Genomic DNA, 24,303 nt, shown 5'->3' on the forward strand with positions numbered 1-24,303 from the left:
GCTGTGGCAGGGTCGCGTCGCCGCGGCGGGCGCCTACGCGCTGCTGACCGCCATGATCGGCTCGCTGGTGGGGGCGTCGGAGCCGCCCGCCGGCTCGACCGTGAGGCCGATGGTGGCGCCGGGCGTCATCTCGCCCTTGAGCACCTGGGTGACCGTGGAGTCGGAGGCCGTGTCGAACGTGCCGGCCGGCACCGCTCCGCGGGCCTCGTCGATGTACCAGAGCTCGTAGGTCTGGTCGCCGGGCAGCGAGGTCAGGCCGTCGAAGACGACCGCCGAGCGCTTGAGGTCCTCCGACCACACCAGGGTCGCGGTGCCGCCGGTGCTGACGTCGGCCACCGAGCGCTGGAAGTCCTTCGCCGCGTAGATCTCGTCGAGGGCCGACGCGGTGGACTCGGTGCCCTGGCCGGGGCCGGAGACCTGCTGGATGATCGCGCCGCCGCCGAAGAACAGCGCGGCGGCCGCCGCGGCCACGCCGAGCACCGCCACGGGGCGGGTGAACCAGCGGGCACGGGCCGGGCCGGTCGCCTCGAGGAGGCGGCCCGCGGTCTCGGACTCGGAGGGCTCCATCTCGGGCACCGACCGGCGGACGGGAGCGACCTCGTGGTCGTCACCCGCGCCTCCTGCGGTGTCGGCGGCGACCGGGGCCTGCTGCGCCGGGAGCTGCGGCAGGGTGCGGATCGCGTCGAGGACGCTGGAGCGGAGGGCCGCCGAGGGGGCGACCGGCGTCGCCGCGTGGGCGAGCAGCAGGACGGTCTCGCTCATGCCGGTCACCTCCTTCCTGGTGGTCTCGGAGCGGCTCATCAGAGCCTCGAAGTCGTGTCGTTCGTCGTCGCTCAGCGCGTTGAGGACGTAGCTGCCCGCGAGGGCCGCCGTCTCGTCGTCGCCGGGCTGTCGGTCGGTGCCCGTGGGCTCGTCGTGGTCGGTCACGAGGCCACCCCCATCTCGTCGCGCAGCCGGATCATGCCGTCGCGCAGTCTCGTCTTGACGGTGCCGATCGGCACCCCCAGCATCGCGGCCACCTCGCTGTGGCTGTAGCCGCCGTAGTACGCCAGCCGGACGGCCTGGCGCTGCAGTTCGGTGAGGCGCCCCAGGGCGCGTTCGACCCGCTCGTGCTCGATGCGGATCTCGACCGACTCGGTGACCGAGTCGAAGTCGGTGTCGAGGTCTCGGACCCCGATGCGCAGGTCGCGGTCGCGGCCGGCCTGCGAGGCGCGGACCCGGTCGACGGCGCGGCGGTGGGCCATGGTGAGCATCCAGCTCGAGGCGCTGCCCCGGGCGGTGTCGAACCGGGTGGCCGTCTGCCAGATCTCGAGGAACACCTCCTGGGTGACCTCCTCGCTCTGCGCGTGGTCCTTCAGGAGGCGCTTGACGAGCCCGAGCACCCGAGGTGCGGTCTGGTCGTAGAGCTCGGCGAACGCGAGCTGGTCTCCGCCGGCGACCCTGGTCAGCAGCTCGTCGGGAGTCGACGGCCGGAGATCGTCCTCCGGAGTCTCGGTTTCACGGGTCACGAGTTTCAGCATATGTCAGGTCTCACCTCGATCCCCTGGTCGCTCGGGTCCGTCACGGGATCGTGACGGTGTGGGACCGCCCCTCCGCGAGGCCGTCTGGGATGGCGATGAGGCCCGGACCCGCGGAGGGAGCAGCCCGCCCGGCGGGCCGTAGGGGGCCGTGTCGGGCGGAGGATCTGCACGATCCCTCACGTCAATGGTTCGGCACCGGGGAGCACCCGGATTGGGCGAGTTTCGCCCGGCGGACGAGAGATGCACGACGACGGTCGCGGAGCGGGGACCTCGGCGGGAGGCGCGGTGGGCGTCGACCGAGACGCGCTGGACCTCGACGGGGCTTGCCCGGAGGAAGAGGGTGCCGGACCGCAGGAACGCCTCTCGGCGCGAGTCCGCTCGAAGCGGCTGAATTTGGAGCCCGGGGTTACTGCGGCCCGACTCGATGGAGTTTAGCCGCCCGAGCCGGGGCCCGTCACAGGGTTCGCCGGGTGCGAACGGCGGCGCGCCTCCTGGGCGGTCCTGCCGCGTCGCTACGCGAGGCCGCCGTCGCGCCAGAGCGCGGCACAGGCGGTGAGGTCGACGGCGAGCTCGGAGAAGCGCAGCGCCCGTCGGGTGAGGGTCGTGGCGAGGTCGGAGCCGATCGAGTCCTGGTCGTCGGCGACGCTCGTGGCGCCGGCGGCGGCGAGCCGGCAGAACGCGGCACCCCGCTCGAGGGCGAGGGCGAAGTCGCCGACGAAGACGCCGCGGAGGATGAGGTCGGCGAGCTCGACGACCTCCTCCGGGCTGGCCGGGGCCGGTGCGCCCGCGACGATCGGGTCGATGGTCGACGAGGCCGTGACGCCGCGGTCGAAGAGCAGGGCCACCTCGTCGGGTGCCTGACGGATGACGGCGCGGACGAGGTAGATGCGCCAGAGGGCCCCCGGCAGCGTGTGCGCGGCGGCGTGCGCCCAGAGCTCGGCGACCGCGTCGATGCCGTGCAGGTCGGTGAAGCTGACCAGGCGGTCGAGGATCTCGGGGCTCGGGTCGTCCTTCACCCGGGCCACGAGGGCCGCGGCCGACTCGTGGGCGACCCGGTTCAGCGTCGCCGGGTCGTCACCGCCCTGGTACGCCTCGAACTGGGCGCCGGAGAACTGGGTGGGACGGTGGAATTCGCGAGGCATCAGGCAGAGCTTAGGCGCGGTCGCCCAGTGACGTGCGGGCGGGCGCCGCCGCTTCGCTGAGGGCGGAGCGGGAGCCGGGGAGGCGCGGGCCGGCCGCCGAGGACGCGCGGCATCCCGTATCGTTGAGCGCGCAGGGGCCTCTAGCTCAGTTGGTAGAGCATCGGACTTTTAATCCGCGGGTCGTGGGTTCGAGCCCCACGGGGCCCACGACGCACGCGCGTGACGCACAGGAGGCCCTCCCCGACTCGGGGAGGGCCTCCGACGTGCGAGGGTGGGGCCGTCATCACGTACCCCTACGTGGCGGCCCCACCGCAGGGGCGCGGACCCGAATCCTGCCCCCGACACCGGGCGTCTGGTCACCGCCCGGTACCCGACGAGCGTACGCCATCGCGCGCTCCGACGGGAGGGGATCTCACCATCTCGAGGCCGTTCCGGGGGACACCACCCGGGTGGTCTCTGCGGGGCCGCCGCTGACCCGGTCCGTGACCAGCGGTTCTCCGTCGCGGGTCGTCGTGCTGACGAACCCGGAGGGGTTCAGGTGGCCCGACCCGAATCGGGCCACCTCGCGCGGGATCCGAGAGGATCTCCTGTCGCTTACCCGAGACCGATCAAACCATCGGCGGGAGGGGCCCCGCGTCCCCCATTCCGAGTGCCCCTCGCACGGGGACGACGCTCGACGGCAGCCAGGGGCAGCCCGCCCGTGGGCACGACGGAGCGCCGCCGATGAGGGCCCCGGGGAGGAAGAGGCGTGCCCCCGCCGAGCGCGGTGCGCGGGCGGGGGCACGTGCGCCGACGATGCAGGACGCCATTCGGATCAGGAAAAGAGCGGCCTGCGTCTACGTCGACGGCGTTCGTCCGGTAACCAGCCGGAACGAGTCGACACGCTACCCCGATTCACCGCCGCCGCAGAGTGATTCCCAGCAACTTGCGCATTTAGGACAAATTGCTGGTCACCCGACCCGCACCTCCGGACAGGGCCCGACAGGGCCCGGGGGGAGTCGCGGGTCGGCCCTGGTGCCGCACCCACGCCCGACGCCCGGTCAGCCCGCGACGTGGCGGATGCCCCAGGAGCCCGACCAGCGCTCGCCCGGCTCGAGGCGGAGGAGCCCCTCGCCGGTCGCGAGGGCGTTCGGCGGAGCCGTCATCGGCTCGGCGGCCACGGCCAGGCCGAGGACGCCGTCGCGGGGGAAGTTGCGCGGGGTGAAGACCTGCACGTAGCCGAACGAGGCGTCCTGCCAGAGCTCGGTCGCCGTGCCGTCGGGAGCCGTCAGCCGGGCGCGACGGACGCCGTCGTGGCCCGGTGCGACGTCACGGTACGGGGTGTCGAGGTCGAGGTCGCCGACCACCGGCGCTCCGCGGAGGTCGTAGGCGGTGCCCTCGACCGGCTCGGTGCCGGTGGGGACGCCCCGCTCGTCGACGACGAAGCGCGTCGCGGCGTCGAGCGACACGGTGAGGTCGGCCACGTCGACGTCGCCCACCCGGAGGAAGGGGTGCGCCCCGACCGCGAACGGCGCCGGCCGCGCGCCGACGTTCTCGACCTCGTAGCTGACCCGCAGCCCGTCGGCCACGAGTTCGTGCCGCACCGTGAGGTCGAGCTGCAGCGGCCAGCCGTGCTGCGGGTAGACCGTCGCCGCCTGGGTGACCGCGTGCTCGTCTCGCTCGACGAGGCGGTAGCTGGTGTACCGCAGGAGGCCGTGGCTGGCGTTGCCCTTCGAGGGCTCGGTGATGTCGAGCTGCTGCGCCTCGCCGTCGAGCGACCAGCGGCCGCCGTCGACGCGGTTCGGCCACGGGAAGAGCGTGATGCCGCACGCCGACGGCGGCACGACCGAGTCGGGGAAGGTCTCGGTCAGCGCGCGGCCGTCGACGGTCAGCGACCGCAGGCCGGCGGCGACGGAGGTCACCACGGCCTCGACGACGCGGCCGTCGACCTCTCGGCGCAGGTGCAGCTGGTCTCCGGTGGGTGAGCTCGTCACGGTCGTCCTCTCTCGTCGTCGTGGTCGGCCTCGACCACGGTCAGGCCCGCGGCGCGCAGGGCGGTGACCCGGTGCTCGTCGGCCCCGGCGGTCACGAGCCCCTCGAACACGTCGAGGGGGCCGATCACGCCGAGGTGCGCCTCCCCCAGCTTGCTCCCGTCGGCGACGATGTAGCTGCGTCGGGACGTCGTCGTCATGAGCCGCTTGAGGTCGGTCTCGGGCAGGTTGACGTTCGTGACGCCGTGGTCGGGGTGCACCCCCGTGCAGCCGATGAAGGCGATGTCGGCCGTGATGGCCGAGAAGACCGTGGTCGCGAGCGGGTTGACCAGGGAGTGCTGGAGCGGCCGGAGCGTGCCGCCCGAGACGATCACGGTGAAGCGCGGCACCGCCTGCTCGAGGGCGAGGGCGATCGTCAGGCTGTTGGTCACGACGACGACGCCCTCGAGCTCGTGCCGCTCGAGCAGCGCCAGCGCGATCTGGGTGGTCGTCGTGCCGACGTCGAGCACGACGCAGTCGCCCGACCGCACCAGGGCCGCGGCCCGCACGCCGATCGCGTGCTTGGCGTCGATGCCGACCGCGCTCTCCTCCTCGAAGGGGCGCTCGACCACAGGGCGGTCGACCGAGAGCGCGCCGCCGTGCACCCGCGAGACGAGGCCGTCGGCGGCGAGGCTCTCGAGGTCGGTGCGGATGGTGACCTCGGAGAGCCGGAACTCGCGGGCGAGCTCGGCGGTTCGGACGAAGCCCCGACGGCCGACGAGGTCGGCGATGCGGTCGCGCCGCCGCTCGCCCGGGAGGGGCTGGTCGGCGGATTTGGCGTTCACCCGGTCATCTTCGTATGCTTTCACCTGCTTTCGCAAATGCAGGCTGCAGCCGTGGGAGCGCCGACCCCGAGGAGGGACCATGGCACCCATCGCCGTCCGCACGTCGACCCTGGCCGACGGCCGCGAGCTGATCTGGTTCGACGACGCCGACACGACGCTCGGCAGCGAGCGCCGCGTCGACGCGCGCGTGCTCGACCCGCGGCCCGAGACCGCCTCGATGCGACAGGACCCGCTGACCGGCGACTGGGTGTCGATCGCGGCCTCGCGCCAGAACCGCGTCTTCCTGCCCCCGGCCGAGCTCGACCCGCTCGCGCCCGCCAGCGAGACGAACCCCAGCGAGATCCCCGACGTCTACGACGTCGCCGTGTTCGAGAACCGCTCGCCGTCGTTCGGCCCCGCGCTGACCGACCCCGACGCTCCGGCAGGGCTCGACGACCTCGCCGAGATCGGCCTCGGCCGCGTGCGCCGCAGCGTCGGCCGCTGCGAGGTCGTCTGCTTCAGCCCCGACACCGTCGGCTCGTTCGCGACCCTCAGCGACTCGCGCGCCCGCACAGTGGTCGAGGCGTGGGCCCATCGCACCGAGGCGCTCAGCGCGCTGCCCGGCGTCGAGCAGGTCTTCCCGTTCGAGAACCGCGGCCAGGCCATCGGCGTGACCCTGCACCACCCCCACGGCCAGATCTACGCCTACCCCTACGTCACCCCCCGCACCGCGTCGCTGCTGCGGAGCATCGAGGCCTACGGCCCCGACCTCTTCCACGACCTGCTCGAGAGCGAGCGCCAGGGGCCCCGCGTCGTGCTGGCCGGCGAGCACTTCACCGCCTTCGTGCCGTTCGCGGCGCGCTGGCCCATCGAGATCCACCTGCTGCCGCACCGCCACGTGCCCGACTTCGCCGGCCTCACGAGCGACGAGCGCGACGAGCTCGCGGTCATGTACAAGACGCTGCTGCGCGGCCTCGACGCGCTCTACGGCGACGAGACGCCCTACATCGCCGCCTGGCACCAGGCGCCGGTCTCGGTCGGCCGCGACACCGTGCGGCTCATGCTGCAGATCACCTCGCCCCGCCGGGCCGAGACGAGGCTGAAGTTCCTGGCCGGCTCCGAGGCCGCGATGGGAGCCTGGGTGGGCGACCTCGTGCCCGAGGCCCAGGCCGACCGACTGAGAGAGGCGATGACGCGCGCATGACCACCACCGACACCCCGGGAGGCGCGGGTCAGGCCCGCAGCTACGCCTCCGTCTTCGAGTCCCCCGTGGCCGGCACGTGGTCGGCGCCCGGCCGCGTGAACCTCATCGGCGAGCACACCGACTACAACGACGGCTTCGTGCTGCCCTTCGCGATCGACAAGCGGACCGTCGTCACGGTCGGCCGTCGCGACGACCGCCTCCTGCGCGTCGCGAGCTCGTTCGACGAGGGCGTCCACGAGATCTCGCTCGACGAGCTCGACCCCTCGGCCATGTCGGGCTGGTCGGCCTACGTCTTCGGCATCGCCTGGGCCCTCTCGGTCGCGCCGCAGCACGCCGACGCCCCCGCCTTCTCGGCGGCCGGCGGCGACCTGTCGTCGATCGACCTCTCGACGGCGCCCGGCCTCGACGTCTTCGTCGAGTCCGACGTGCCGATCGGCGCGGGGCTGTCGTCGTCGGCCGCCCTCGAGTGCTCCGTCGCCGTCGCCGTGACCGAGCTCTGGTCGCTCGAGGTGAACCGCCCCACGCTCGCCGCCGTCGGCCAGCTCGCCGAGAACGACGCCGTGGGCGCGCCCACCGGCATCATGGACCAGTCGGCGTCGCTGCTCGGCCGTGCCGACTCCGCGGTCTTCCTCGACTGCCGCAGCCTCGAGGCCGACGTCGTCGACCTGGGCTTCGCCGCGGCCGGGCTCGAGATCCTCGTGGTCGACACCCACGTCGAGCACGCCCACGCGACCGGCGGGTACGTCGACCGCCGGGCGTCGTGCGAGCGCGGAGCGGAGGCGCTCGGCGTCACCTCGCTGCGCGACCTCGACGTCGAGGACCTGCCCCGCGCCTCCGACGTGCTCGACGACGAGACCTACCGGCGCGTGCGCCACGTCGTCACCGAGAACCAGCGCGTGCTCGACACCGTGCGCACGCTGCGCACCGAGGGCCCGGCGGCGATCGGCGCCCTGCTCGACGCCTCGCACGTGTCGATGCGCGACGACTTCGAGATCTCGGTGCCGCAGCTCGACCTCGCGGTCGCGACGGCCCAGCGCTCCGGCGCCGTCGGGGCCCGGATGACGGGCGGCGGCTTCGGCGGGTCGGCGATCGCGCTCGTGCCGAGCGACCAGCGCGACGCCGTGGCCGACGCCGTCACGGCGGCCTTCGCGGAGGCGGGCTACACCGCCCCGACGATCTTCACCGTGCACCCTGCCGAGGGCGCGCGCCGCGAGAGCTAGGCGCCGGCGGCGGCCGGTCGGTCGGTCGGTCGGTCGGTCGGCTGGCCGGTCGGCCGGCTGGCCGGTCGGCTGGCCGGTCGGCTGGCCGGTGCCAGCCGGTGCCAGCGGCATCCGCCGGTGCCGACGGCACTCTCGATCACGGGCGACCACGACGAAGGCGGGCCACCGTGGTGGCCCGCCTTCGTCGTACTCGCCCGTTCGCGTCGGCGCGGATCTAGGCCGGCGGCGGCGGCCGCCGCGCAGCCGCAGCCGCCGCGCGGCCGTCAGGCGTCGCGCTCGGCGGCCTCCACGACGTTCTTCAGCAGCATCGCCCGGGTCATCGGGCCGACGCCCCCGGGCACCGGCGACAGGGCGCCCGCGACCTGCGCCACCGCCGGGTCGACGTCGCCCCGCAGCTTGTACTTGCCCGTCTCCTCGACGAGCACGCGCGTGATGCCGACGTCGATCACGGTCGCCCCGGGGGCGACCCAGTCGGGCTGCACGAGCCCGGCCACGCCCGCCGCCGCGACGACGATGTCGGCGCGGCGCACCTCGGCCGCGACGTCGACCGTCCGCGAGTGCGTCAGGGTGGCCGTCGCCTCGAGGCGGGTGAGCAGGAGGCCGAGCGGCCGCCCGACCGTGAGGCCCTGGCCGATGATCGTCACGTGACGCCCCGCGATCGGCACGTCGTAGGCGCGGAGCATCTCCACGATGCCGCGCGGCGTGCACGGCAGGGGCGTGTCGATCGAGCCCTTGCCGCCCGGCACGGCGAGCACGAGCTCGCCGAGGTTGACGGGGTGGAGGCCGTCCGCGTCCTTCGACGGGTCCATCAGCTCGAGCATCGCCGTCGGGTCGATGCCCTCGGGCAGGGGCAGCTGGATGATGAAGGCGGTGACGGAGGGGTCGGCGTTCATCGTCTCGATCGCCGCGCGGATCTCCGCCTCGCTGGCCGTGTCGGGCAGGTCGAGGCGGATCGACTCGATGCCGACCTCCGCGCAGTCGCGGTGCTTGCCGGCCACGTACGACAGCGACCCGGGGTTGGCCCCCACGAGGATCGTGCCGAGCCCGGGCACCACGCCGCGGGCGCGCAGTGCGTCGACCCGGGTGCGCAGGTCGGCCTTGACGGCGGCTGCGAGGGCCGTGCCGTCGATCTTCACCGCGCTGCCCGGCCCCGCGATGAGCGGGCGGTCAGCGGACTCGACGGGTGCCGTCGCGGGAGCGCCGGGGGCCACCTCGACGGCAGCCCCCGGGTCGACGCCGCCGCTCACGCGTAGAGCGGGAACGCGTCGGTGAGCGCCTTCACGCGCGCCGCGAGGGCCGCGATGTCGGGCTCGGGCATCAGTGCCAGGGCGATGACATCGGCCACCTCGGTGAACTCCTCGTCGTCGAAGCCGCGGGTCGCGAGCGCGGGCGTGCCGATGCGGACGCCCGAGGTGACCATCGGCGGGCGGGGATCCCACGGGACGGAGTTGCGGTTGACGGTGATGCCGACCTGGTGCAGCAGGTCCTCCGCCTGCTTGCCGTCGACCTCGCTGGCGCGCAGGTCGACGAGCACGAGGTGCACGTCGGTGCCGCCGGTGAGCACGTCGATGCCGGCCGCCTCGGCGTCGGGCGCCGTGAGGCGGGCGGCGAGCAGCTGGGCGCCGCGGATGGTGCGCTCCTGGCGGTCCTTGAACTCGGGCTCGGCCGCGAGCTTGAAGGCCGTCGCCTTGGCCGCGATGACGTGCATCAACGGGCCGCCCTGCTGGCCGGGGAAGACCGCCGAGTTGAGCTTCTTGAAGAGCGGCTCGTGGTTGGAGAGGATCACGCCCGAGCGCGGCCCGGCGAGGGTCTTGTGCACGGTCGACGAGACGACGTGGGCGTGGGGCAGCGGCGACGGGTGCAGGCCCGCGGCGACGAGCCCGGCGAAGTGCGCCATGTCGACCCAGAGGTACGCGCCGACCTCGTCGGCGATGACGCGGAAGGCGGCGAAGTCGAGCTGGCGCGGGTAGGCCGACCAGCCGGCGATGATGACCTTCGGCTTGTGCTCGAGCGCCTGGCGACGCACGGTCTCCATGTCGATGAGGTACGTCTCGGGGTCGACCTCGTAGGCCACGGCCTTGTACATCTTGCCGGAGAAGTTGAGCTTCATGCCGTGGGTCAGGTGGCCGCCGTGGGCGAGCTCGAGGCCGAGGATGGTGTCGCCGATGCTGGCGATCGCGGAGAGCACGGCGGCGTTCGCCTGCGCGCCCGAGTGCGGCTGGACGTTGGCGAAGTCGGCGCCGAACAGCGACTTCGCCCGCTCGATGGCGAGGTTCTCGGCGACGTCGACGAACTCGCAGCCGCCGTAGTACCGACGCCCCGGGTAGCCCTCGGCGTACTTGTTCGTCAGCACCGAGCCCTGCGACTCGAGCACGGCTCGGGGCACGAAGTTCTCGGAGGCGATCATCTCGAGGTAGTCGCGCTGACGACCGAGTTCCTGCTCGAGCACCGCGGCGATCTCGGGGTCGACCTCGCTGAGCGGGGCGTTGAAGGTCGAGGGCGTCTTCTGGGGGGTCATGGCAGGGCTCTCTCTACACGGTCACGGGACGAGGGCGGCACGGGGTGCCGGTTCTTCAGGTGGCGTGGTGGCCCAGGCGTACGGCCACGTACCGTGTGTGCGTCGCTCCCCGATGGTCGACCATCTGAACGCCAGTCGCGACCCGTCGAGCATACCTCCGCGGGCTGGGGCGCGGGAGGCGCGGCGGCGGTCGTGCGGACCGCCGCGGCGTGGCACGCTGGGGGGCGTGACGCAGACCCTGGACGACACGCGCGTCGGCACCGAGACCGACACGCGCCTCCTCGTCGCGCCCGACCGGCCGTGGGTCACCCTCGTCTGGGACGACCCGGTCAACCTGATGTCGTACGTGAGCTACGTCTTCCGCAGCTACTTCGGCTACTCGGCCCGGGAGTCCGAGCGCCTCATGATGCAGGTGCACACGACCGGCCGAGCCGTCGTCGCCACCGGCCCCCGCGAGGAGATGGAGCGGCACGTCGAGGCGATGCACGACTTCGGCCTCTGGGCGACCGTCTCGAAGGCCGACGAGTGATCCCCTTCCGTCGCGGCCGAGACGGGATGAAGCTCACCCTGCCGGAGCACGAACGCGCCCTGCTGGCCGACCTCGTCACGCAGCTCGTGAGCGTGCTCGAGGGCAGCGACCCCGGTGACCCGGCCGTCGCGCGCCTCCTGCCCTCCGCGTACCCGGACGACGAGGAGGCGGCGGCCGAGTTCCGCAGGTTCACCGCCGACGACCTGACCGCCCGCAAGGTCGCGAACGCCCGCCGGGTGCTCGACGACCTCGGCCCGCCGCCGACCTCGCGGCTCGACGAGGCCGCGCAGCAGTCGTGGCTGCGCACGCTCACCGACCTGCGGCTGGTGCTCGGCAGCCGGCTCGGCGTCACCGACGAGGGCCCGGCCCCGACGGACGACCCGCAGCTGCTCGTGATGCACGACGTGTTCGACTGGCTGGGCTACCTGCAGGAGAGCCTCGTCCAGGCGCTGACGCGCTGAGGCGCCGGGCCGGGCCCTCCCGGCCTCGTCGGCCGGTCGCGGGCCCGGGCCGCTAGCGCTCCTTCGGGAAGAGCACCCACAGCACCACGTAGAGCAGCACCTGCGGGCCGGGGAGCAGCAGCGACGCGACGAAGATGACGCGGACGAGGAACGGGCTGAGCCCGAAGCGGTTCGCCAGGGCGGCGCAGACGCCCGCGATCATCTTGCCGCGGCGGGGACGAGTGAGGGTGGCCATGCGCCCAGCGTGCCAGCCGAGGCTGGGGCGTGCCCGAGCGTCGGCGACGCCTCGGCCGCGGCCCGTCCCTCCCCAGGGCGTGGCCGTCAGCCGTGGCACGCCCGGCCCGGCGCCGACCTCGGGGCTCGCCCTGCGGCCTGGGATGATGGGGGGATGAGCGCATCACTCGTGGCCAAGGGCCTCGCCGGCGGCCACGGGCACCGCACGCTGTTCGACGACCTCGACCTCACGGTCGCGCCCGGCGACGTCGTGGGCGTGGTGGGCGTGAACGGGGCCGGCAAGTCGACGCTGCTGCGCCTCCTCGCGGGCGTCGACGAGCCGCAGGCCGGCAGCGTCACCCTCAGCCCGGGCGACGCCTTCGTCGGCTGGCTGCCGCAGGAGCACGAGCGCGTGCCCGGCGAGACGGTCGCCGGGTACATCGGGCGCCGCACCGGCAGCACGCAGGCCACGGCCGAGATGGACGCCGCCGCCGCGGCCCTCGGCGAGCTCGACGCGGCGCCCCGCGCCGACGGGCTCGACCCCGCCGACGTCTACTCGACCGCGCTCGACCGCTGGCTCGCGAGCGGCGCCGCCGACCTCGACGACCGACTCCCCCAGGTGCTCGCCGACCTCGGGCTCGACAGCGACGGCGACGGCGCGGTCGGCCCCGCGTCGCTGATGACCGCGCTGAGCGGCGGCCAGGCCGCCCGCGTCGGCCTCGCGGCCCTGCTGCTCAGCCGCTTCGACGTCGCCCTGCTCGACGAGCCCACCAACGACCTCGACCTCGACGGGCTCGAGCGGCTCGAGCGCTTCGTCGAGGGGCAGCGCGGCGGCATCGTGCTGGTCAGCCACGACCGCGAGTTCCTCGGCCGGTGCGTCACGAAGGTGCTCGAGCTCGACCTCGCCCAGTCGTCGAACCGGGTCTTCGGCGGCGGCTACGACTCGTACCTGGACGAGCGCGAGACCGCCCGGCGTCACGCGCGCGAGGCCTACGACGAGTTCGCCGACAAGAAGGCCGACCTCGTCGGCCGGGCCCGCACCCAGCGCGAGTGGTCGAGCCAGGGCGTGCGCAACGCGATGAAGAAGGCGCCCGACAACGACAAGATCCGTCGCAAGGCGTCGGCCGAGTCGAGCGAGAAGCAGGCGCAGAAGGTGCGCCAGATGGAGAGCCGCATCGCTCGGCTCGACGAGGTCGACGAACCCCGCAAGGAGTGGCAGCTCGAGTTCACCATCGGCTCGGCGCCGCGGTCGAGCGCGGTCGTGTCGACGCTCAGCGGCGCGGTGTTCCGCCAGGGCGACCCCGAGACGGGCGAGTTCGTGCTCGGGCCGGTGTCGCTGCAGGTGGCGGGCGGCGACCGCATCGGCATCACCGGGCCCAACGGCGCCGGCAAGTCGACGCTGCTGCGCGGCCTCCTCGGGCGGCAGGCGCCGACCGAGGGCGGCGCGAGCACCGGCACGAGCGTCGCCGTCGGCGAGATCGACCAGGCCCGCGCGCAGCTCGCCGGCACCGTGCCGCTGGCCGAGGCGTTCGAGGCGCTCGTGCCCGACTGGCCCCAGGCCGAGGTCCGCACGCTGCTCGCCAAGTTCGGGCTCAAGGCCGACCACGTGTCGCGCCCGGTCGACGAGCTCTCCCCCGGCGAGCGCACCCGCGCGGGCCTCGCCCTGCTGCAGGCCCGCGGCGTCAACGTGCTCGTGCTCGACGAGCCCACCAACCACCTCGACCTCGCGGCCATCGAGCAGCTCGAGCAGGCGCTCGAGACGTACGAGGGCACGCTCCTGCTCGTGACCCACGACCGCCGGATGCTCGAGACGGTCCGCCTCGACCGGCACTGGCGGGTCGAGGGCGGCAGGGTGACCGAGTCGTGAGGGCCGCACCGCGACTCCTCTCGCGCCTCGGCGTCGTCGCGGGCCTGGGGCTGCTCGGCCTCGGGCTGACGGCGTGCACGACGGGCGAGACGGCACCCGCCGCGGAGACGTCGGGCTCGGCGAGTTCCCCCGCGCCGAGCGCGACGGGGTCGGCGGGCTCCGACGGGTCCTCCTCGGCCGACGCCTGGGCGACCTGGGACGCGGCCCTGGCCGACATCGACGACGAGCCAGCCCGCTGGCTCGCCGTCGGCGACTCGATCACCGAGGGGCAGGGCGCCTCGTCGCTCGGCACCCGCTGGGTCGACCTGACGCGCGACGGCCTGCGGGCCGCGCACCCGGTCGAGGGAGTCACGGGCGGGGTCGGCTACCGCCCGGCCGCCTTCGCGACGTACGGCCCCGACTCCCCCTGGGCGCAGTGGGCCGCCGCCCGCGACGGCCGCACCACGACGGTCGGCGACGTCGCCGACCTGGGGCTCCGCGCCGTCGAGCTCGACCCGGGCGCCAGCCTCCGCTACGACACGGTGGGCACCGACCTCGACCTGTGGTGGTCGCCGGGCGAGGGCGCCTTCTCGTACCGGGTGGACGCGCAGGCGGAGGTGGTGGTCGACACGGCCGCCGGGGCCTCGGGCGGCTCTGACGGCTCGGGCGGCTCGGGCGATTCGGGCGACTCGGGCGTCGTCGGCGTGACCGAGGTCACGGGGCTCGCGGCCGGGCCGCACGTCGTCACGATCTCCGTCGCCGACGACGCCGCCGCGAGCGTGGTGCTGCAGGGCCTGGCCCAGTTCGACGGAGACCGGGGGCGCGGCGTCGCCCTCTACGACTCGGCCCGGTCGGGCGCGACGGTGTCGACGTTCACCGACGACCTCGACGGGTTCCTCGCCGCGGCCGGGACGGCGCAGCCCGACCTCGTGACGATCACGCTGGGCGCCAACGACGCCGTGACGACGAGCCCCGACGACCTCGCGGCCGGCTACACGACGCTGATCGAGGGGCTGCAGGGCCTCGACTCGTCCCCCTCGGTGCTGGTGGTCGACGAGTTCACGCCGGCGCTCAGCGTCGCCTCGGCCTGGAACGGCTCCGCCGCCGACTACCGGAGCGCGGTCGAGGAGGTCGCCCGGCGGACGGGCGCCGCGCGCGTGACGATCGACGAGGCCCTGGCCGGGTCGGGGGTCACCGACCTCGGCTCGCTGCTGTCGGCCGACGGGCTGCACCCGAACGACGCCGGGCAGCGCGTGCTGGCCGACTACATGACGGCGACGCTCGCGCGGCGCTGAGCCCCGGCGCTCCGCCTAGTCGAGCAGGGCGTACGTCAGCGCGAGCGTGTCGTCGGTCGAGAGCGGCTCGTCGCCCTCGCCGGCCGCGGTCGAGCCGACGATGACGAGGCCGTGCGGCGTGATGACGCTCGCCTGCGTGGTCGGCACGTCGGCCTGGTCGATCGTCGACACGAAGGCGCGGCCGCCGACCGCCGAGGCGAGGCCGTCGTCGACGGACTCGGTGCCCTCGGACGCGGAGATCTGCGAGACCTGCTCGTCGATGGCCGCGGCGTCGAGCTCCTGGGCGCTGGCGAGGGCGATGATCGCCGAGCCCTCCTGGGGCTCGACGCCCGGCGTCGACCAGATGCACTGGACGCTGGAGGCGCTGGTGCTGCCGCCGTCCTGCAGCTCGAGCCCGTCGATCGCCCCGCCGAGCGCGGTGCCCACCTCGTCGCACGAGGCGAAGGAGGTGAGCGTGCCGCTCTCGGGAGCCTCGGCCGCGGGCGCCGATCCGCCGGCGCCGCCGTCGCTGCTGTCGCTGCTGTCGCCGCTGCCGCCGTCGCTGCCCGCGCTGCTGCCGCCGCTCGCGTCGCCCGAGTCGTCGCCCCCGGCCGTGCAGCCCGTGAGCAGCAGCCCGAGCGCGAGGGCCCCGGTGGTGAGGGCGGTCAGCGCCGTCCTCGAGGTCGTCGTGGTCATGGGTCCCCCTGCTGTCGCCGGCGACGCTCGTCGTCGCCGGACCGGGCCACCCTACGCGGCGGGGCGACCGCTGGCCGCCGCCCGCTGGCCGCCGAGCGCGCCCGGCCGGACGGCTCCCGGCGACGGCGGGTACCGTCGACCGCCCACGACCACCACGAAGGAGACCCTCATGGCCTCGCTGCTCCGCCGCCTCGCCCCCCTGCTCATCCCGATCATCATCCGCCAGGTGCAGAAGCGCACCGGCAAGGGCGGCTCGACCGGCAAGGGCGGCGGCACGCGCCGTCGCTGACCGTCACCGCGGGCGACCCGTCACCTGAGGGAGGCGCGGTGCCGGCACCGGAGCAGGGGCGCGTCGAGCGCGACCCGGCTGCGGTCCCGGCACCGCGCCTCCCTCGTGTCCGGCTGTGCCTCCGTCGTGCCCGGCACCGCGCCTCCGTCGTCCGGCAGGGGCCCGACGTGCGTCAGCGCGGCGAACGCCTCATCAGGACGGCGTCGGTGACCAGCACGACGACGAGCATGACCGCGGCGACGACGACGTAGAGCAGCGGGAGCACGTCGAGCCCGGCTCCGTCGAGCACGAGGGCGCCGATCAGGGCACCGCCGCCGATGCCGGCGTTGAAGCCGGTCGTGTAGAACGCGCTGGCGATGTCTCGGAGGCGCGACGGGGCGACCTGCAGCATCTTCGTCTGGAACAGCGGCGGCAGGGCCCCGAAGGTGACGCCCCAGACGACGAACGCGACGAGCGACGGGCCGGGCTGACCCTCCAGCGCCACCATCGCGAGCACGGCGACGACGACCACGGCCATGCCGACCGGGATGGTGACGCGCGGCCGCTTGCCGAGGAACCAGCCGACGAGCAGCAGGCCGACTCCGCCCGCGATGCCGAAGGCGAAGAGCGCGAGGCTGAGCTGCGACTCCTCGATGCCGGTCGAGCGCACCAGGTACGGCGCGATGTAGGTGAAGAACGAGTAGTGGCCGACCATGAACACGGCGGTCACGACGCAGCTGAAGACGATGCCGAGCACCGACGGCGCGGGCGTGCGGCGGCGTGCCGTGGTCGTCGTCGACGGCGTGGTCGCGGAGGCTGCGGACGTCGAGTCAGCCGCGTCGACGGTCGGCACGGCCCCGGTGACGGTGCGGGGGTCGGGGGCGGGCACCGGCGGCAGCAGCCGCCAGACCAGAAGCGCGCCGAGCGCCATGGCTCCCGCGAGCACGCCGAAGGCCGCGCGCCAGCCGAGGGCCTGGCCGAGCGCGGTGCCGAGCGGCACGCCCAGCACGAAGGCGAGGGTGCCGCCGCTCATGGCGACGGCGAGCGCGCGGCCGACCTGCTCGCGGGGCACGAGGTGCGCCGCGTAGGCGCCGCCGATCGCCCAGAACATGCCGTGCGCGAGCCCGCCGAGGATGCGCGACGCGACGACCAGCTCGTAGGTCGGAGCGATCGCGGTGAGCGCGGCGCTCACGGCGAGCACGGCGATCAGTCCGACGACGAGAAGGTGCCGCGGCAGGCGGCGCGTGAGGTGGGTGAGGGTCGTGCTGGTGAGCACGACCGTGAACGCGAAGACGCTGACGAGCAGGCCGACGGCCGACTCGGTCACGCCGAGCTCGCTGCTCATCTCGGGCAGCAGGCCGGTCGGCAGCATCTCGCCGGAGATGGAGAGGAAGGTCGCCACGGCGAGCGCGAGCAGGCCGGCGAGGGGGAAGCGGGTGGAGCGTCCGTCACCGGCCGGGAGGCGCGGGGGACGCGGAGGTGCGAGGGTCATGAAGGGTCTCGGTCAGTCGGCGGGCGCCGTTCTCTCGACCCGTGCTGCACGGGGAGGATGGTGATCCCGACTGCGCGCTGTCGTGCACGCCCGGGGCCGCGCGTGACGCACGACCACCGTCGAGGGTACGCGACGCGGCCGCGAGGCGCCAGGGTGCGGAGCGGGTGCGGGCGGGCGGCCGGCGCTCGGGCGGCTCACGGAGGCGGGGAGCAGCATGGACGCATGCCCGAGCACGACGAGAAGACCTGCCGCTCGTGCGGCCGCCGCATCGAGTGGCGCAAGAAGTGGGCGGCGAACTGGGACGAGGTCGCGTACTGCAGCGACGCGTGCCGCAGGCGCAAGGTGTCGGCGCTCGACCGGGAGCTGGAGGAGCGCATCCGGTCGCTCCTCGCCAGCCGGGCCGCCGCCTCCACCATCTGCCCCTCCGACGTCGCCCGGTCGATCGCTCCCGACGACGAGGCCGCCTGGCGTGACCTGATGGAGCCGGTGCGCCGCGCCGCCCGCCGCCTGGTCGCCGCGGGCGAGGTCGACATCACCCAGGGCGGGTCGGTCGTCGACCCGTCGACGGCGAAGGGGCCGATCCGCATCCGTCGCCACCGCGGCTGACCCGCGCACGGCCCGGCGAGCCGGCCGAAGCGAGCCGGCCGCCGCGAGCCGGTCGCTGCGTCGGGCACCACGTCCTCGCACGCGAACCACGCCGCGGCGTGGTTCCCGGGCGGGAAAGTGGTTCGTCGCCCCGCGCGGCCGCCCGCAGTAGCGTGAGGGGGTGACCGCGCGCCGCTTCCCCTCGTCCGTCTACGGCGTGGGCAGCGAGCCCGACGTCCGCTTCACGCTGGCCAACGAGCGCACCTTCCTCGCGTGGATCCGCACCGCCCTCGCGCTGCTCGCCGGCGGCGTCGCCCTCGAGGCGCTCGGGCTGGGGCTCGAGCCGCACCTGCGCCTGGCCGCGTCGCTCGTGTTGATCGTCGCGGGCGTCGCCACCCCCGTGCAGGCCTGGTTCGGCTGGGCCCAGGCGGAGCGGGCGCTGCGGCTCGGCCGCCCGCTGCCCTCGGCCCGGTCGGCGCTGCCGATCGGCGTCGCCGTCGTGGTGGCCGGGGTGCTCGTGCTGCTCGCGGTGGTGCTCGCGTGAGCGGGGCTGTGCCTGGCAGGTGCCCGGTGGCGACCCCGCGCCGGGCTGTGGCTGGCAGGTGCCGAGTGGCGACCCCGCGCACCTCGGCAGGGACGCCGCACGGGTCGGCTGCGGTGGGCACGGGCGCGGCGGCGCACAGGTCGGCTGCGGCGTGAGCGAGGGAGGCGCGGGTCGGGTCGACCGCTCCGCCCGCCCGTTCGACCCGGGGCTGCAGCCCGAGCGCACCGCGCTCGCCTGGCGGCGGACGGCCCTCGCCCTCCTGGTCGGGTCGCTCGTCGGGCTCCGCGTGCTGCCCCTGCTGCTCGGCGACGGCGGCGTGACGTACGCGGTCGCGGGGCTCGGGGTCGCGGCGTCGGTCGCGGTGCTCGTGGGAGCGCACCGGCGGTACCGGCGGGTGCACCGCCTCCTGACCTCCGGGGCGAGCGACCGCGCGCCGATCGGCGGCGGGCTGCTGCCGGCGGCGGTCGCGCTGCTGACGTTCGCGGCGGGCGTCGCGGCGCTCGCGCTGGCGCTGGGCGGCGCCGTAGGGGCCGGGCGGGGCTGAGCCGCCGCCGCAGCCACCGCAGCGGTGGGGCACCCCTGCTGCGGGTCGGCGGGTCGGCGGGTCATCGCGACCCCGCGGCGGGGCCCGAGATCGAGTCGGCGGGCCCGTGTCGCTCTGGGCGGGTCAGCGCCCGCCCGCCCAGCGCGACACCGACCCGCCGCACCTCAGCGACGCACGTCGTGGAGGTGGTGCACCGGGTCGTGCACGAAGTAGCGCGCGAGCGACTCGACCGTGAAGGCCGAGCCGTCCGACCGGAGGCCGGTGCGACCGAGCTGCTCGTCGGCCACCGCGTCGAAGCGGGCGGCGACGACCTCGGCCGCGGCGACCAGCTCGGCGGCGACCGCGGCCGGCTCCTGCTCGGAGTAGCGGTCGGCCACGGCGGCGGCGTCCTGGTCCCAGTTCGCGAAGGCGGGCGCCTCCTCCCGGAGCATCAGCACGAGCCTCTCGTCGAACACCCGGAAGACGTCGCGCACGTGGGCGCCGTACTCGAGGGCCGACCAGGTGCGGTCGTCGGGGCGGACCGCCGCGTCGGGGGCCGCGAGCACCGCGGGCCACGCCGCCGCGTTCTCACGGACGAGGCGGGGCACCTCGCGGAACTCCGTCGTCGGCCCGTCGTACCCGCAGTCGCTGCAGGTCTCGTCGAGCACCCAGGTCCAGTTCTTCGTGTCGGGGACGATCGCCATGTCGCGACGCTACCGACGCCCCGGGGAGGCGCGCCACCGACATCCTGCCGACCAGCGACGAGCGCCTGCCGCGGCCGTGTGAGCGAGGCTCGTTCGCCTCCTCTGGCGCCGCAATTCCCGACCATCTGCACCCGAGGGCACACCTGGTACGGGAAAGATCACGTATTGCAGGCTCGGCGGTCGGCATTTGCGACCACCGGCACGCGAGCAGCGGCGGCGGCGCGGGTCGGACGGGCTGCAGCGGCGGCGGCGCGGGTCAGACGGGCTGCGGCGGCGGCGGCGCGGGTCAGACGGGCTGCAGCGGCAGCGGCTCGCCATCGGGCAGCTCGACGACGACCTCGTCGCCGGCACGCACGGTGCCGCCGACGAGCACGACCGACATGACGCCGGCGCGGCGCTCGACCTGGCCGTCGGGGCCGCGGCCGACCATCTGCTTCAGGAGCCCGGGCTCGAAGCCCTCGATCTGCGAGCAGGGGTTGCGCAGCCCGGTCACCTCGACGACGGCCTCCGCCCCGAGCCGCAGGCGGGTGCCGGTCGGCAGGCCGAGCAGGTCGACGCCCCGGGTGGTGACGTTCTCGCCCATCTCGCCGGGCGAGACGTCGAGTCCGGCCGAGCGCGCCTCCTCGAGGACCTCCTCGTGCATCAGGTGCACCTGCCGCAGGTTCGGCTGGCTCGGGTCGCGCCGCACGCGCGACCGGTGCTGCACCGTGGTGCCGGAGTGTGCGTCGCCCTCCACGCCGAGCCCCGCCACGAGCGTGATCTCGTCGACCACCGGCTTGCTGAAGCGGTGGGCTGGGTCGCGGCTGACGGAGACGACGGAGGCGCGGGTCATGACCACATCCTGCCCCCGGTCGACGACGGGGTCACCCCTTCTGCCCGATCTCAGCGCACCGCAGGGGTGACGAGGATCACGACCGACGCCAGCGGCCCCCAGCCGAGCGAGCCGTAGAGCAGCGCACCGTCGACCGAGGCCACGAGCAGTCCCCGGGTCGCGCCGCGGCGCCGGGACTCGGCGACGAGGGCGTGCACGACGGCCCCGCCGAGGCCGCGGCGGCGGTGCTCGTCGTCGGTCTCGACGCGGTCGAGCACGGCGGTGCCCGCGGGGGTCAGGGCCGCCCGGCCGGTGGCGGCGTCGTCGCCCTCGCCGGGGTGGCCCTCGCCGACCCAGGCGGTCGCCCGCAGGACGGGAGCGGGGGCGTCGGCGGTGACCCGGGCAGCTCCGACGGCCGCGCCGACCTCCTGGACGTCGAGCTCGTACGGCGCCGGCACCTCGCGCACGGCCTGCTGGTCGAGGGCGATGCCCATCAGCGACTCCTCGGCGCTCCGCACCTCGAAGCCGGAGCGCCGGCCGGCCGCGACGACGGCCTCGGGGTCGTGGCCGACCACGGTCACCCAGACGCGGTCGCCGAGGCGCCCGACCTCGGCGGCCTCGGCGAGCACGGCGGCGAGCTGCTCCGTGCGCGCGGTGCGGGAGGCGGCCGACGACGAGCCCGCCGTGGCGTCGCCCGCTCCGGGGCCGCCGTCGAGCGGCACGACGAACTCGGCCCAGCGGTCGGGGTGCCCGAACGGCACGCGCCACGAGCCGTCGCGCTCGACGGCGACGACCCCGCGCGAGGCCGTCCAGCCCTCGACCCACTCGGTCACGACCTCGCGGAGCGGACGGGCGGAGGCGGGGGTCGGCACGGCGGGGTCGGTCACCCCCCGAGTCTGCCGCAGCCGGGCGCCGGCCCGCGGCAGGCCCGCGCCCGGGCGCCGGGTACGATCGGCGGACCCGTCCGCGCGCCCCGCGCGCCCTCCCCCGAGGAGCCCCCGTGTTCGAGATCGCCGACCGCCTGCTCGCCCGCCTCGACGCGGGCGAGCGCGTCGCGGTCGCGACCGCCGTCTCGGTCGTGGGCAGCGCGCCCCGCACGGTCGGCACCTCGATGGTCGTCACGGCCGACGGCACCGTGATCGGCAGCATCTCCGGCGGCTGCGTCGAGGGGGCCCTCTACGAGGCCTGCGAGCAGGTGCTCGCCGACGGCGTGCCGGTGCTCGAGTCGTTCGGCTTCAGCGACGAGGCCGGCTTCGAGGTCGGCCTCAGCTGCGGCGGCACCATCGAGGTCGTCGTGCAGCGGCTCTCCGCCGACGACGACGAGGTCGTCCGCCAGCTGCGGGAGGCGCGGGCCGGCCGCCCGGCGTCGCTCACGCGGGTCGTCGGCGCGGCCGCCACGGCCGACGGGCGCGACGCCGTCGCCAGCATCGACCTGCGAGGCCCCGCCGGCGCGGACGGCACGGCCGACGCCCCGCGCCTCGGCGACGTCGTCGACCCGGCCGACCTCGACGCGTGCGCGGGGCTCCGCCTGGTGACCGAGCGCTCGGTGCCGGCCCCGCGACTCCTCGTGGTCGGGGCCGTGGAGTTCGCTGTCGCCCTCTGCGCCGCCGGCTCCGCCCTCGGCTACCGCGTGACCGTCTGCGACCCGCGCCCGGTGTTCCTGACCCCCGAGCGCTTCCCCTCCGCCGAGGAGGTCGTCGTCGCCTGGCCGCCCACCTGGCTCGCGAGCACCGAGATCGACGAGCGCACCGTCGTCGCCGTGCTCTCGCACGACGACCGCTTCGACGCCGAGCTGGTCGCGGCGGCGCTCGCCTCCCCCGCCGCGTACGTCGGCGCGATGGGGTCGCGCGGCACGCACGAGCGGCGCGTCCGTCAGCTGCGGGCCCTCGAGGTCGACGAGGAGTCGCTGGCCCGCCTGCACTCCCCCATCGGCCTCGACCTCGGGGCGAGCACCCCGGAGGAGACGGCCATCTCGGTGCTCGCCGAGGTGCTCGCGGTGCGCTCGGGCGCCACGGGCGTGCGGCTGCGCGATCGCTCCGACGCCATCCACCGCTGACGGGCGCCCCCGCTACCCTCGCAGCATGACCGAGCCGAGCCCCGCCGCGAGCACCGCGGCCGCCACCGCCGCGAGCACCGCCGCGAGCACCACCGCCGACGCCGCCGCGCAGCCCGGCTGGGACCACGTCGTCGTCGGGGCCGGCGTCGTCGGCGCCGCGACGGCCCGGGCCCTGGCCCGGTCGGGCGCCCGCGTGCTCGTGATCGAGCGCTTCGCGCGCGGCCACGAGGCCGGCTCGTCGCACGGCGCGACCCGGATCTTCCGCCGCGGCTACACCGCCGACGACTACGTCGCGATGACCGGCGCCGCCCTCGCCGAGTGGCGCGAGCTGGAGCGCGAGTCGGGCCGCGACCTGCTCGACCTCACCGGCGCCGTCGACCACGGCGACCCCGCCGTGCTCGACGCGATCCAGGCCGCGTTCGAGCGCGCCAGCGTCGCGCACGAGCGCCTCTCGCCCGCCGAGGCCGAGACCCGCTGGCCCGGGCTGCGCATCGACACGAGCGCGCTCGTCCACGCCGAAGCCGGCCGCCTGCGCTCCGCCGACGCGATCGAGGCGATGCTCGACTCCGCGGTCGCGCACGGCGCGGAGCTCCGCTTCGAGACCCGCCTCCGCGACCTCGACCTGACCGACGACGGGGCCGTGCTCCGCCTCGAGGGCGCAGGAGGCGCCTCCTCGGTGGTCCGCGTCGCCAGCGTCGTGCTCGCGGTCGGCTCGTGGGCCCACGACCTCGTCGCCGAGCACGCCGTCGCGGCGGGCACCCCGCTGCCCCCGGTGCGCGTGACGCAGGAGCAGCCGGCGCACTTCGCCTCCGCCCTGCCCGACGAGGCGTGGCCGAGCTTCGTGCACTACCCCTCCGACCCGGCCCTGCGCTCCGTGGTGAGCAGCGTCTACGGGCTGCTGACGCCGGGCGAGGGCGTCAAGGTCGGCACGCACGGCACGGGCCGCGAGGTGCACCCCGACGAGCGCGACTTCGCGCCGACCGCCGAGGGCACCGCGGTGCTGCGCGACTACGTCGCGCGGTGGGTGCCCGGCGTCGACGTCGACAGCCTCGCACCGATCAGCTGCCTGTACGACACCACCCCGACCGAGGACTTCGTGCTCGACCGGGTCGGTGCGGCGACCGTCGCGACCGGGTTCGCGGGGCACGGCTTCAAGTTCGGGCCGCTGCTCGGCACGCTGCTGGCGGGCGTCGCCACGGGCACTCCGGCGCCCGAGAGGTTCCGGCTCGGGGCGGTCGCCGCGAACTGAGGCACCGGGCCGCCCCGCGCGGGCAGACGGGCGCTCAGCTCAGCGCAGCTCAGCCCTGCGCCTGGCTCTCGCCGCCGCCCGGGCGCACCTTCGCGGTGTCGGCGACGTCGATGCGCGTGACGCCGTCGGGGCGCTCCTCGGTCGTGATGCGCGGAGCGGCGTCCGACTCGTCGGACTTCGGCGCCCGGGTCAGCTGGTCATGGCGTTTCTCGTCGGCAGTCATGCCCGTGGGGTCGTCGGCGGGGGCGTCGTGCTCGCTGTCGTGGCTCATGCTGCGACGCTACGCGACCCGCTCATGCCGCGGCCGGGGTACACCCTGGGACGACGCCCGGGCGGGCCGGGCGCAGGCTGGGGTCGACCGCGGGGAACGCCGCGGCGCCACCGACGCAGAAGGAGAACACCATGGCAGGCATCGCCGACAAGGCCGGAGACTTCCTGAACAGCGACAAGGGCGAGAAGGTCTCGGACGCCGGGCTCGACAAGGCCGGCGACGCGGCCGACAAGGCCACCGGCGGCGGCCACTCGGAGCAGATCGACAAGGCCACCGACGCTGCGGACGAGAAGGTCGGCGACTGATCCACGCCGTCCGTCACGAGACCCGTCGCCCCGCCTCGCGGGGCGACGGGTCTAGTCGTCTCGGCCCCCCGCACTGCATTGCGCTCAACCGAGTTGTGC

At 75.0% G+C, this 24,303-nt stretch carries 26 protein-coding genes, 1 tRNA gene and 1 riboswitch; of the genes, 13 read left to right on the forward strand and 14 right to left on the reverse strand.

Annotated features, from left to right (window positions below; all coding sequences use genetic code 11):
* Positions 1-33: 33 nt before the first annotated feature.
* From JOE43_RS00710 to JOE43_RS00720, 3 genes are all read right to left on the reverse strand, one after another.
* The gene (locus JOE43_RS00710; protein ID WP_209513891.1) at positions 34-927 is read right to left on the reverse strand and encodes an anti-sigma factor domain-containing protein; all 894 of its coding nucleotides are present in this window, start codon (positions 925-927) and stop codon (positions 34-36) included.
* The gene (locus tag JOE43_RS00715; protein ID WP_082514589.1) at positions 924-1,520 is read right to left on the reverse strand and encodes a sigma-70 family RNA polymerase sigma factor; all 597 of its coding nucleotides are present in this window, start codon (positions 1,518-1,520) and stop codon (positions 924-926) included. The genes JOE43_RS00710 and JOE43_RS00715 overlap by 4 nt, the downstream gene beginning before the upstream one ends.
* A gap of 512 nt (positions 1,521-2,032) precedes the next feature.
* Positions 2,033-2,662: a DNA-directed RNA polymerase subunit beta gene (locus JOE43_RS00720; protein ID WP_209513892.1), complete on the reverse strand. Its 630-nt coding sequence runs from the start codon at positions 2,660-2,662 to the stop codon at positions 2,033-2,035.
* A gap of 134 nt (positions 2,663-2,796) precedes the next feature.
* Between JOE43_RS00720 and JOE43_RS00725 the strand changes: the two genes are divergently transcribed.
* Positions 2,797-2,869: transfer RNA gene (locus tag JOE43_RS00725), tRNA-Lys, on the forward strand.
* 833 nt (positions 2,870-3,702) lie between these two features.
* Here JOE43_RS00725 and JOE43_RS00730 read toward each other — a convergent pair.
* Positions 3,703-4,635 (reverse strand): aldose 1-epimerase family protein, encoded by a 933-nt coding sequence (locus tag JOE43_RS00730; RefSeq protein WP_209513894.1) that lies wholly within the window; start codon positions 4,633-4,635, stop codon positions 3,703-3,705.
* Positions 4,632-5,456, reverse strand: coding sequence for a DeoR/GlpR family DNA-binding transcription regulator (locus JOE43_RS00735; protein ID WP_255465524.1), 825 nt, complete (start codon positions 5,454-5,456; stop codon positions 4,632-4,634). The genes JOE43_RS00730 and JOE43_RS00735 overlap by 4 nt, the downstream gene beginning before the upstream one ends.
* 79 nt (positions 5,457-5,535) lie before the next feature.
* Here JOE43_RS00735 and galT point away from each other — a divergent pair, with 79 nt between their 5' ends.
* Both galT and galK read left to right on the forward strand, forming a co-directional pair.
* Entirely contained in the window at positions 5,536-6,639 is a 1,104-nt protein-coding gene (galT, locus tag JOE43_RS00740; RefSeq protein ID WP_056057103.1) for a galactose-1-phosphate uridylyltransferase, read from the forward strand.
* On the forward strand, positions 6,636-7,859 hold the full coding sequence (gene galK / locus JOE43_RS00745) for a galactokinase (RefSeq protein WP_209513898.1): 1,224 nt from the start codon (positions 6,636-6,638) through the stop codon (positions 7,857-7,859). The genes galT and galK overlap by 4 nt, the downstream gene beginning before the upstream one ends.
* A 263-nt stretch (positions 7,860-8,122) precedes the next feature.
* Here the strand turns inward: galK and JOE43_RS00750 are convergent, their stop codons facing one another.
* Entirely contained in the window at positions 8,123-9,016 is an 894-nt protein-coding gene (locus JOE43_RS00750) for a bifunctional methylenetetrahydrofolate dehydrogenase/methenyltetrahydrofolate cyclohydrolase (RefSeq protein ID WP_209518928.1), read from the reverse strand.
* Between the two features lie 86 nt (positions 9,017-9,102).
* Positions 9,103-10,377, reverse strand: coding sequence for a serine hydroxymethyltransferase (gene glyA / locus JOE43_RS00755; RefSeq protein WP_209513900.1), 1,275 nt, complete (start codon positions 10,375-10,377; stop codon positions 9,103-9,105).
* Between the two features lie 63 nt (positions 10,378-10,440).
* Positions 10,441-10,526, reverse strand: a riboswitch (ZMP/ZTP riboswitch).
* A gap of 77 nt (positions 10,527-10,603) precedes the next feature.
* Between glyA and clpS the strand changes: the two genes are divergently transcribed.
* Both clpS and JOE43_RS00765 read left to right on the forward strand, forming a co-directional pair.
* Positions 10,604-10,906 carry an ATP-dependent Clp protease adapter ClpS gene (gene clpS, locus JOE43_RS00760; RefSeq protein ID WP_374072522.1) on the forward strand — a complete coding sequence of 101 codons (303 nt, stop codon included), beginning with the start codon at positions 10,604-10,606 and terminating at the stop codon, positions 10,904-10,906.
* A gap of 26 nt (positions 10,907-10,932) precedes the next feature.
* Positions 10,933-11,367 carry a DUF2017 domain-containing protein gene (locus JOE43_RS00765; RefSeq protein ID WP_209513909.1) on the forward strand — a complete coding sequence of 145 codons (435 nt, stop codon included), beginning with the start codon at positions 10,933-10,935 and terminating at the stop codon, positions 11,365-11,367.
* A 52-nt stretch (positions 11,368-11,419) separates the two neighbouring features.
* Here the strand turns inward: JOE43_RS00765 and JOE43_RS00770 are convergent, their stop codons facing one another.
* Complete coding sequence (locus JOE43_RS00770) at positions 11,420-11,602, reverse strand: PspC domain-containing protein (RefSeq protein ID WP_167260230.1); 183 nt, start codon at positions 11,600-11,602, stop codon at positions 11,420-11,422.
* A gap of 153 nt (positions 11,603-11,755) precedes the next feature.
* Between JOE43_RS00770 and JOE43_RS00775 the strand changes: the two genes are divergently transcribed.
* Positions 11,756-13,447 carry an ABC-F family ATP-binding cassette domain-containing protein gene (locus tag JOE43_RS00775; RefSeq protein WP_209513912.1) on the forward strand — a complete coding sequence of 564 codons (1,692 nt, stop codon included), beginning with the start codon at positions 11,756-11,758 and terminating at the stop codon, positions 13,445-13,447.
* Entirely contained in the window at positions 13,444-14,721 is a 1,278-nt protein-coding gene (locus JOE43_RS16045) for an SGNH/GDSL hydrolase family protein (RefSeq protein ID WP_209513913.1), read from the forward strand. The genes JOE43_RS00775 and JOE43_RS16045 overlap by 4 nt, the downstream gene beginning before the upstream one ends.
* Positions 14,722-14,736: 15 nt before the next feature.
* Here JOE43_RS16045 and JOE43_RS00785 read toward each other — a convergent pair whose 3' ends face one another.
* Together JOE43_RS00785 and JOE43_RS00790 are read right to left on the reverse strand one after the other, a co-directional pair.
* Positions 14,737-15,396 (reverse strand): hypothetical protein, encoded by a 660-nt coding sequence (locus JOE43_RS00785; protein ID WP_209513915.1) that lies wholly within the window; start codon positions 15,394-15,396, stop codon positions 14,737-14,739.
* A gap of 461 nt (positions 15,397-15,857) precedes the next feature.
* Positions 15,858-17,156, reverse strand: a complete 1,299-nt coding sequence (locus JOE43_RS00790) for an MFS transporter (protein WP_209513916.1) — start codon at positions 17,154-17,156, stop codon at positions 15,858-15,860.
* Between the two features lie 222 nt (positions 17,157-17,378).
* On the opposite strand from JOE43_RS00790, the gene JOE43_RS00795 reads away from it, so the two are divergent.
* From JOE43_RS00795 to JOE43_RS00805, 3 genes are all read left to right on the forward strand, one after another.
* Positions 17,379-17,762 carry a DUF2256 and DUF3253 domain-containing protein gene (locus tag JOE43_RS00795; protein WP_209513918.1) on the forward strand — a complete coding sequence of 128 codons (384 nt, stop codon included), beginning with the start codon at positions 17,379-17,381 and terminating at the stop codon, positions 17,760-17,762.
* Between the two features lie 160 nt (positions 17,763-17,922).
* Positions 17,923-18,285, forward strand: a complete 363-nt coding sequence (locus tag JOE43_RS00800; protein WP_209513920.1) for a DUF202 domain-containing protein — start codon at positions 17,923-17,925, stop codon at positions 18,283-18,285.
* A gap of 151 nt (positions 18,286-18,436) precedes the next feature.
* On the forward strand, positions 18,437-18,829 hold the full coding sequence (locus tag JOE43_RS00805; protein WP_209513922.1) for a DUF202 domain-containing protein: 393 nt from the start codon (positions 18,437-18,439) through the stop codon (positions 18,827-18,829).
* Positions 18,830-18,993: 164 nt separating this feature from the next.
* Here the strand turns inward: JOE43_RS00805 and JOE43_RS00810 are convergent, their stop codons facing one another.
* The 3 genes from JOE43_RS00810 to JOE43_RS16050 form a co-directional block, all read right to left on the reverse strand.
* On the reverse strand, positions 18,994-19,512 hold the full coding sequence (locus JOE43_RS00810; RefSeq protein ID WP_209513924.1) for a DinB family protein: 519 nt from the start codon (positions 19,510-19,512) through the stop codon (positions 18,994-18,996).
* 286 nt (positions 19,513-19,798) lie between these two features.
* Positions 19,799-20,344 (reverse strand): MOSC domain-containing protein, encoded by a 546-nt coding sequence (locus JOE43_RS00815; protein ID WP_209513926.1) that lies wholly within the window; start codon positions 20,342-20,344, stop codon positions 19,799-19,801.
* Positions 20,345-20,394: 50 nt separating this feature from the next.
* A complete protein-coding gene (locus tag JOE43_RS16050; protein WP_209513928.1) occupies positions 20,395-21,210 on the reverse strand; it encodes a GNAT family N-acetyltransferase in 816 nt (271 codons plus the stop codon).
* Positions 21,211-21,323: 113 nt separating this feature from the next.
* Here JOE43_RS16050 and JOE43_RS00825 point away from each other — a divergent pair, with 113 nt between their 5' ends.
* A complete protein-coding gene (locus tag JOE43_RS00825; RefSeq protein ID WP_209513930.1) occupies positions 21,324-22,379 on the forward strand; it encodes an XdhC family protein in 1,056 nt (351 codons plus the stop codon).
* A gap of 25 nt (positions 22,380-22,404) precedes the next feature.
* A complete protein-coding gene (locus JOE43_RS00830) occupies positions 22,405-23,628 on the forward strand; it encodes an FAD-dependent oxidoreductase (RefSeq protein WP_209513932.1) in 1,224 nt (407 codons plus the stop codon).
* Positions 23,629-23,677: 49 nt separating this feature from the next.
* Here JOE43_RS00830 and JOE43_RS00835 read toward each other — a convergent pair whose 3' ends face one another.
* A complete protein-coding gene (locus tag JOE43_RS00835; protein ID WP_209513934.1) occupies positions 23,678-23,899 on the reverse strand; it encodes a hypothetical protein in 222 nt (73 codons plus the stop codon).
* Positions 23,900-24,030: 131 nt separating this feature from the next.
* Between JOE43_RS00835 and JOE43_RS00840 the strand changes: the two genes are divergently transcribed.
* Entirely contained in the window at positions 24,031-24,204 is a 174-nt protein-coding gene (locus tag JOE43_RS00840; RefSeq protein WP_192126591.1) for an antitoxin, read from the forward strand.
* The last annotated feature ends 99 nt before the right edge of the window (positions 24,205-24,303 follow it).

This window comes from Frigoribacterium sp. PvP121, assembly GCF_017833115.1.
GTDB lineage: Bacteria > Actinomycetota > Actinomycetes > Actinomycetales > Microbacteriaceae > Frigoribacterium > Frigoribacterium endophyticum.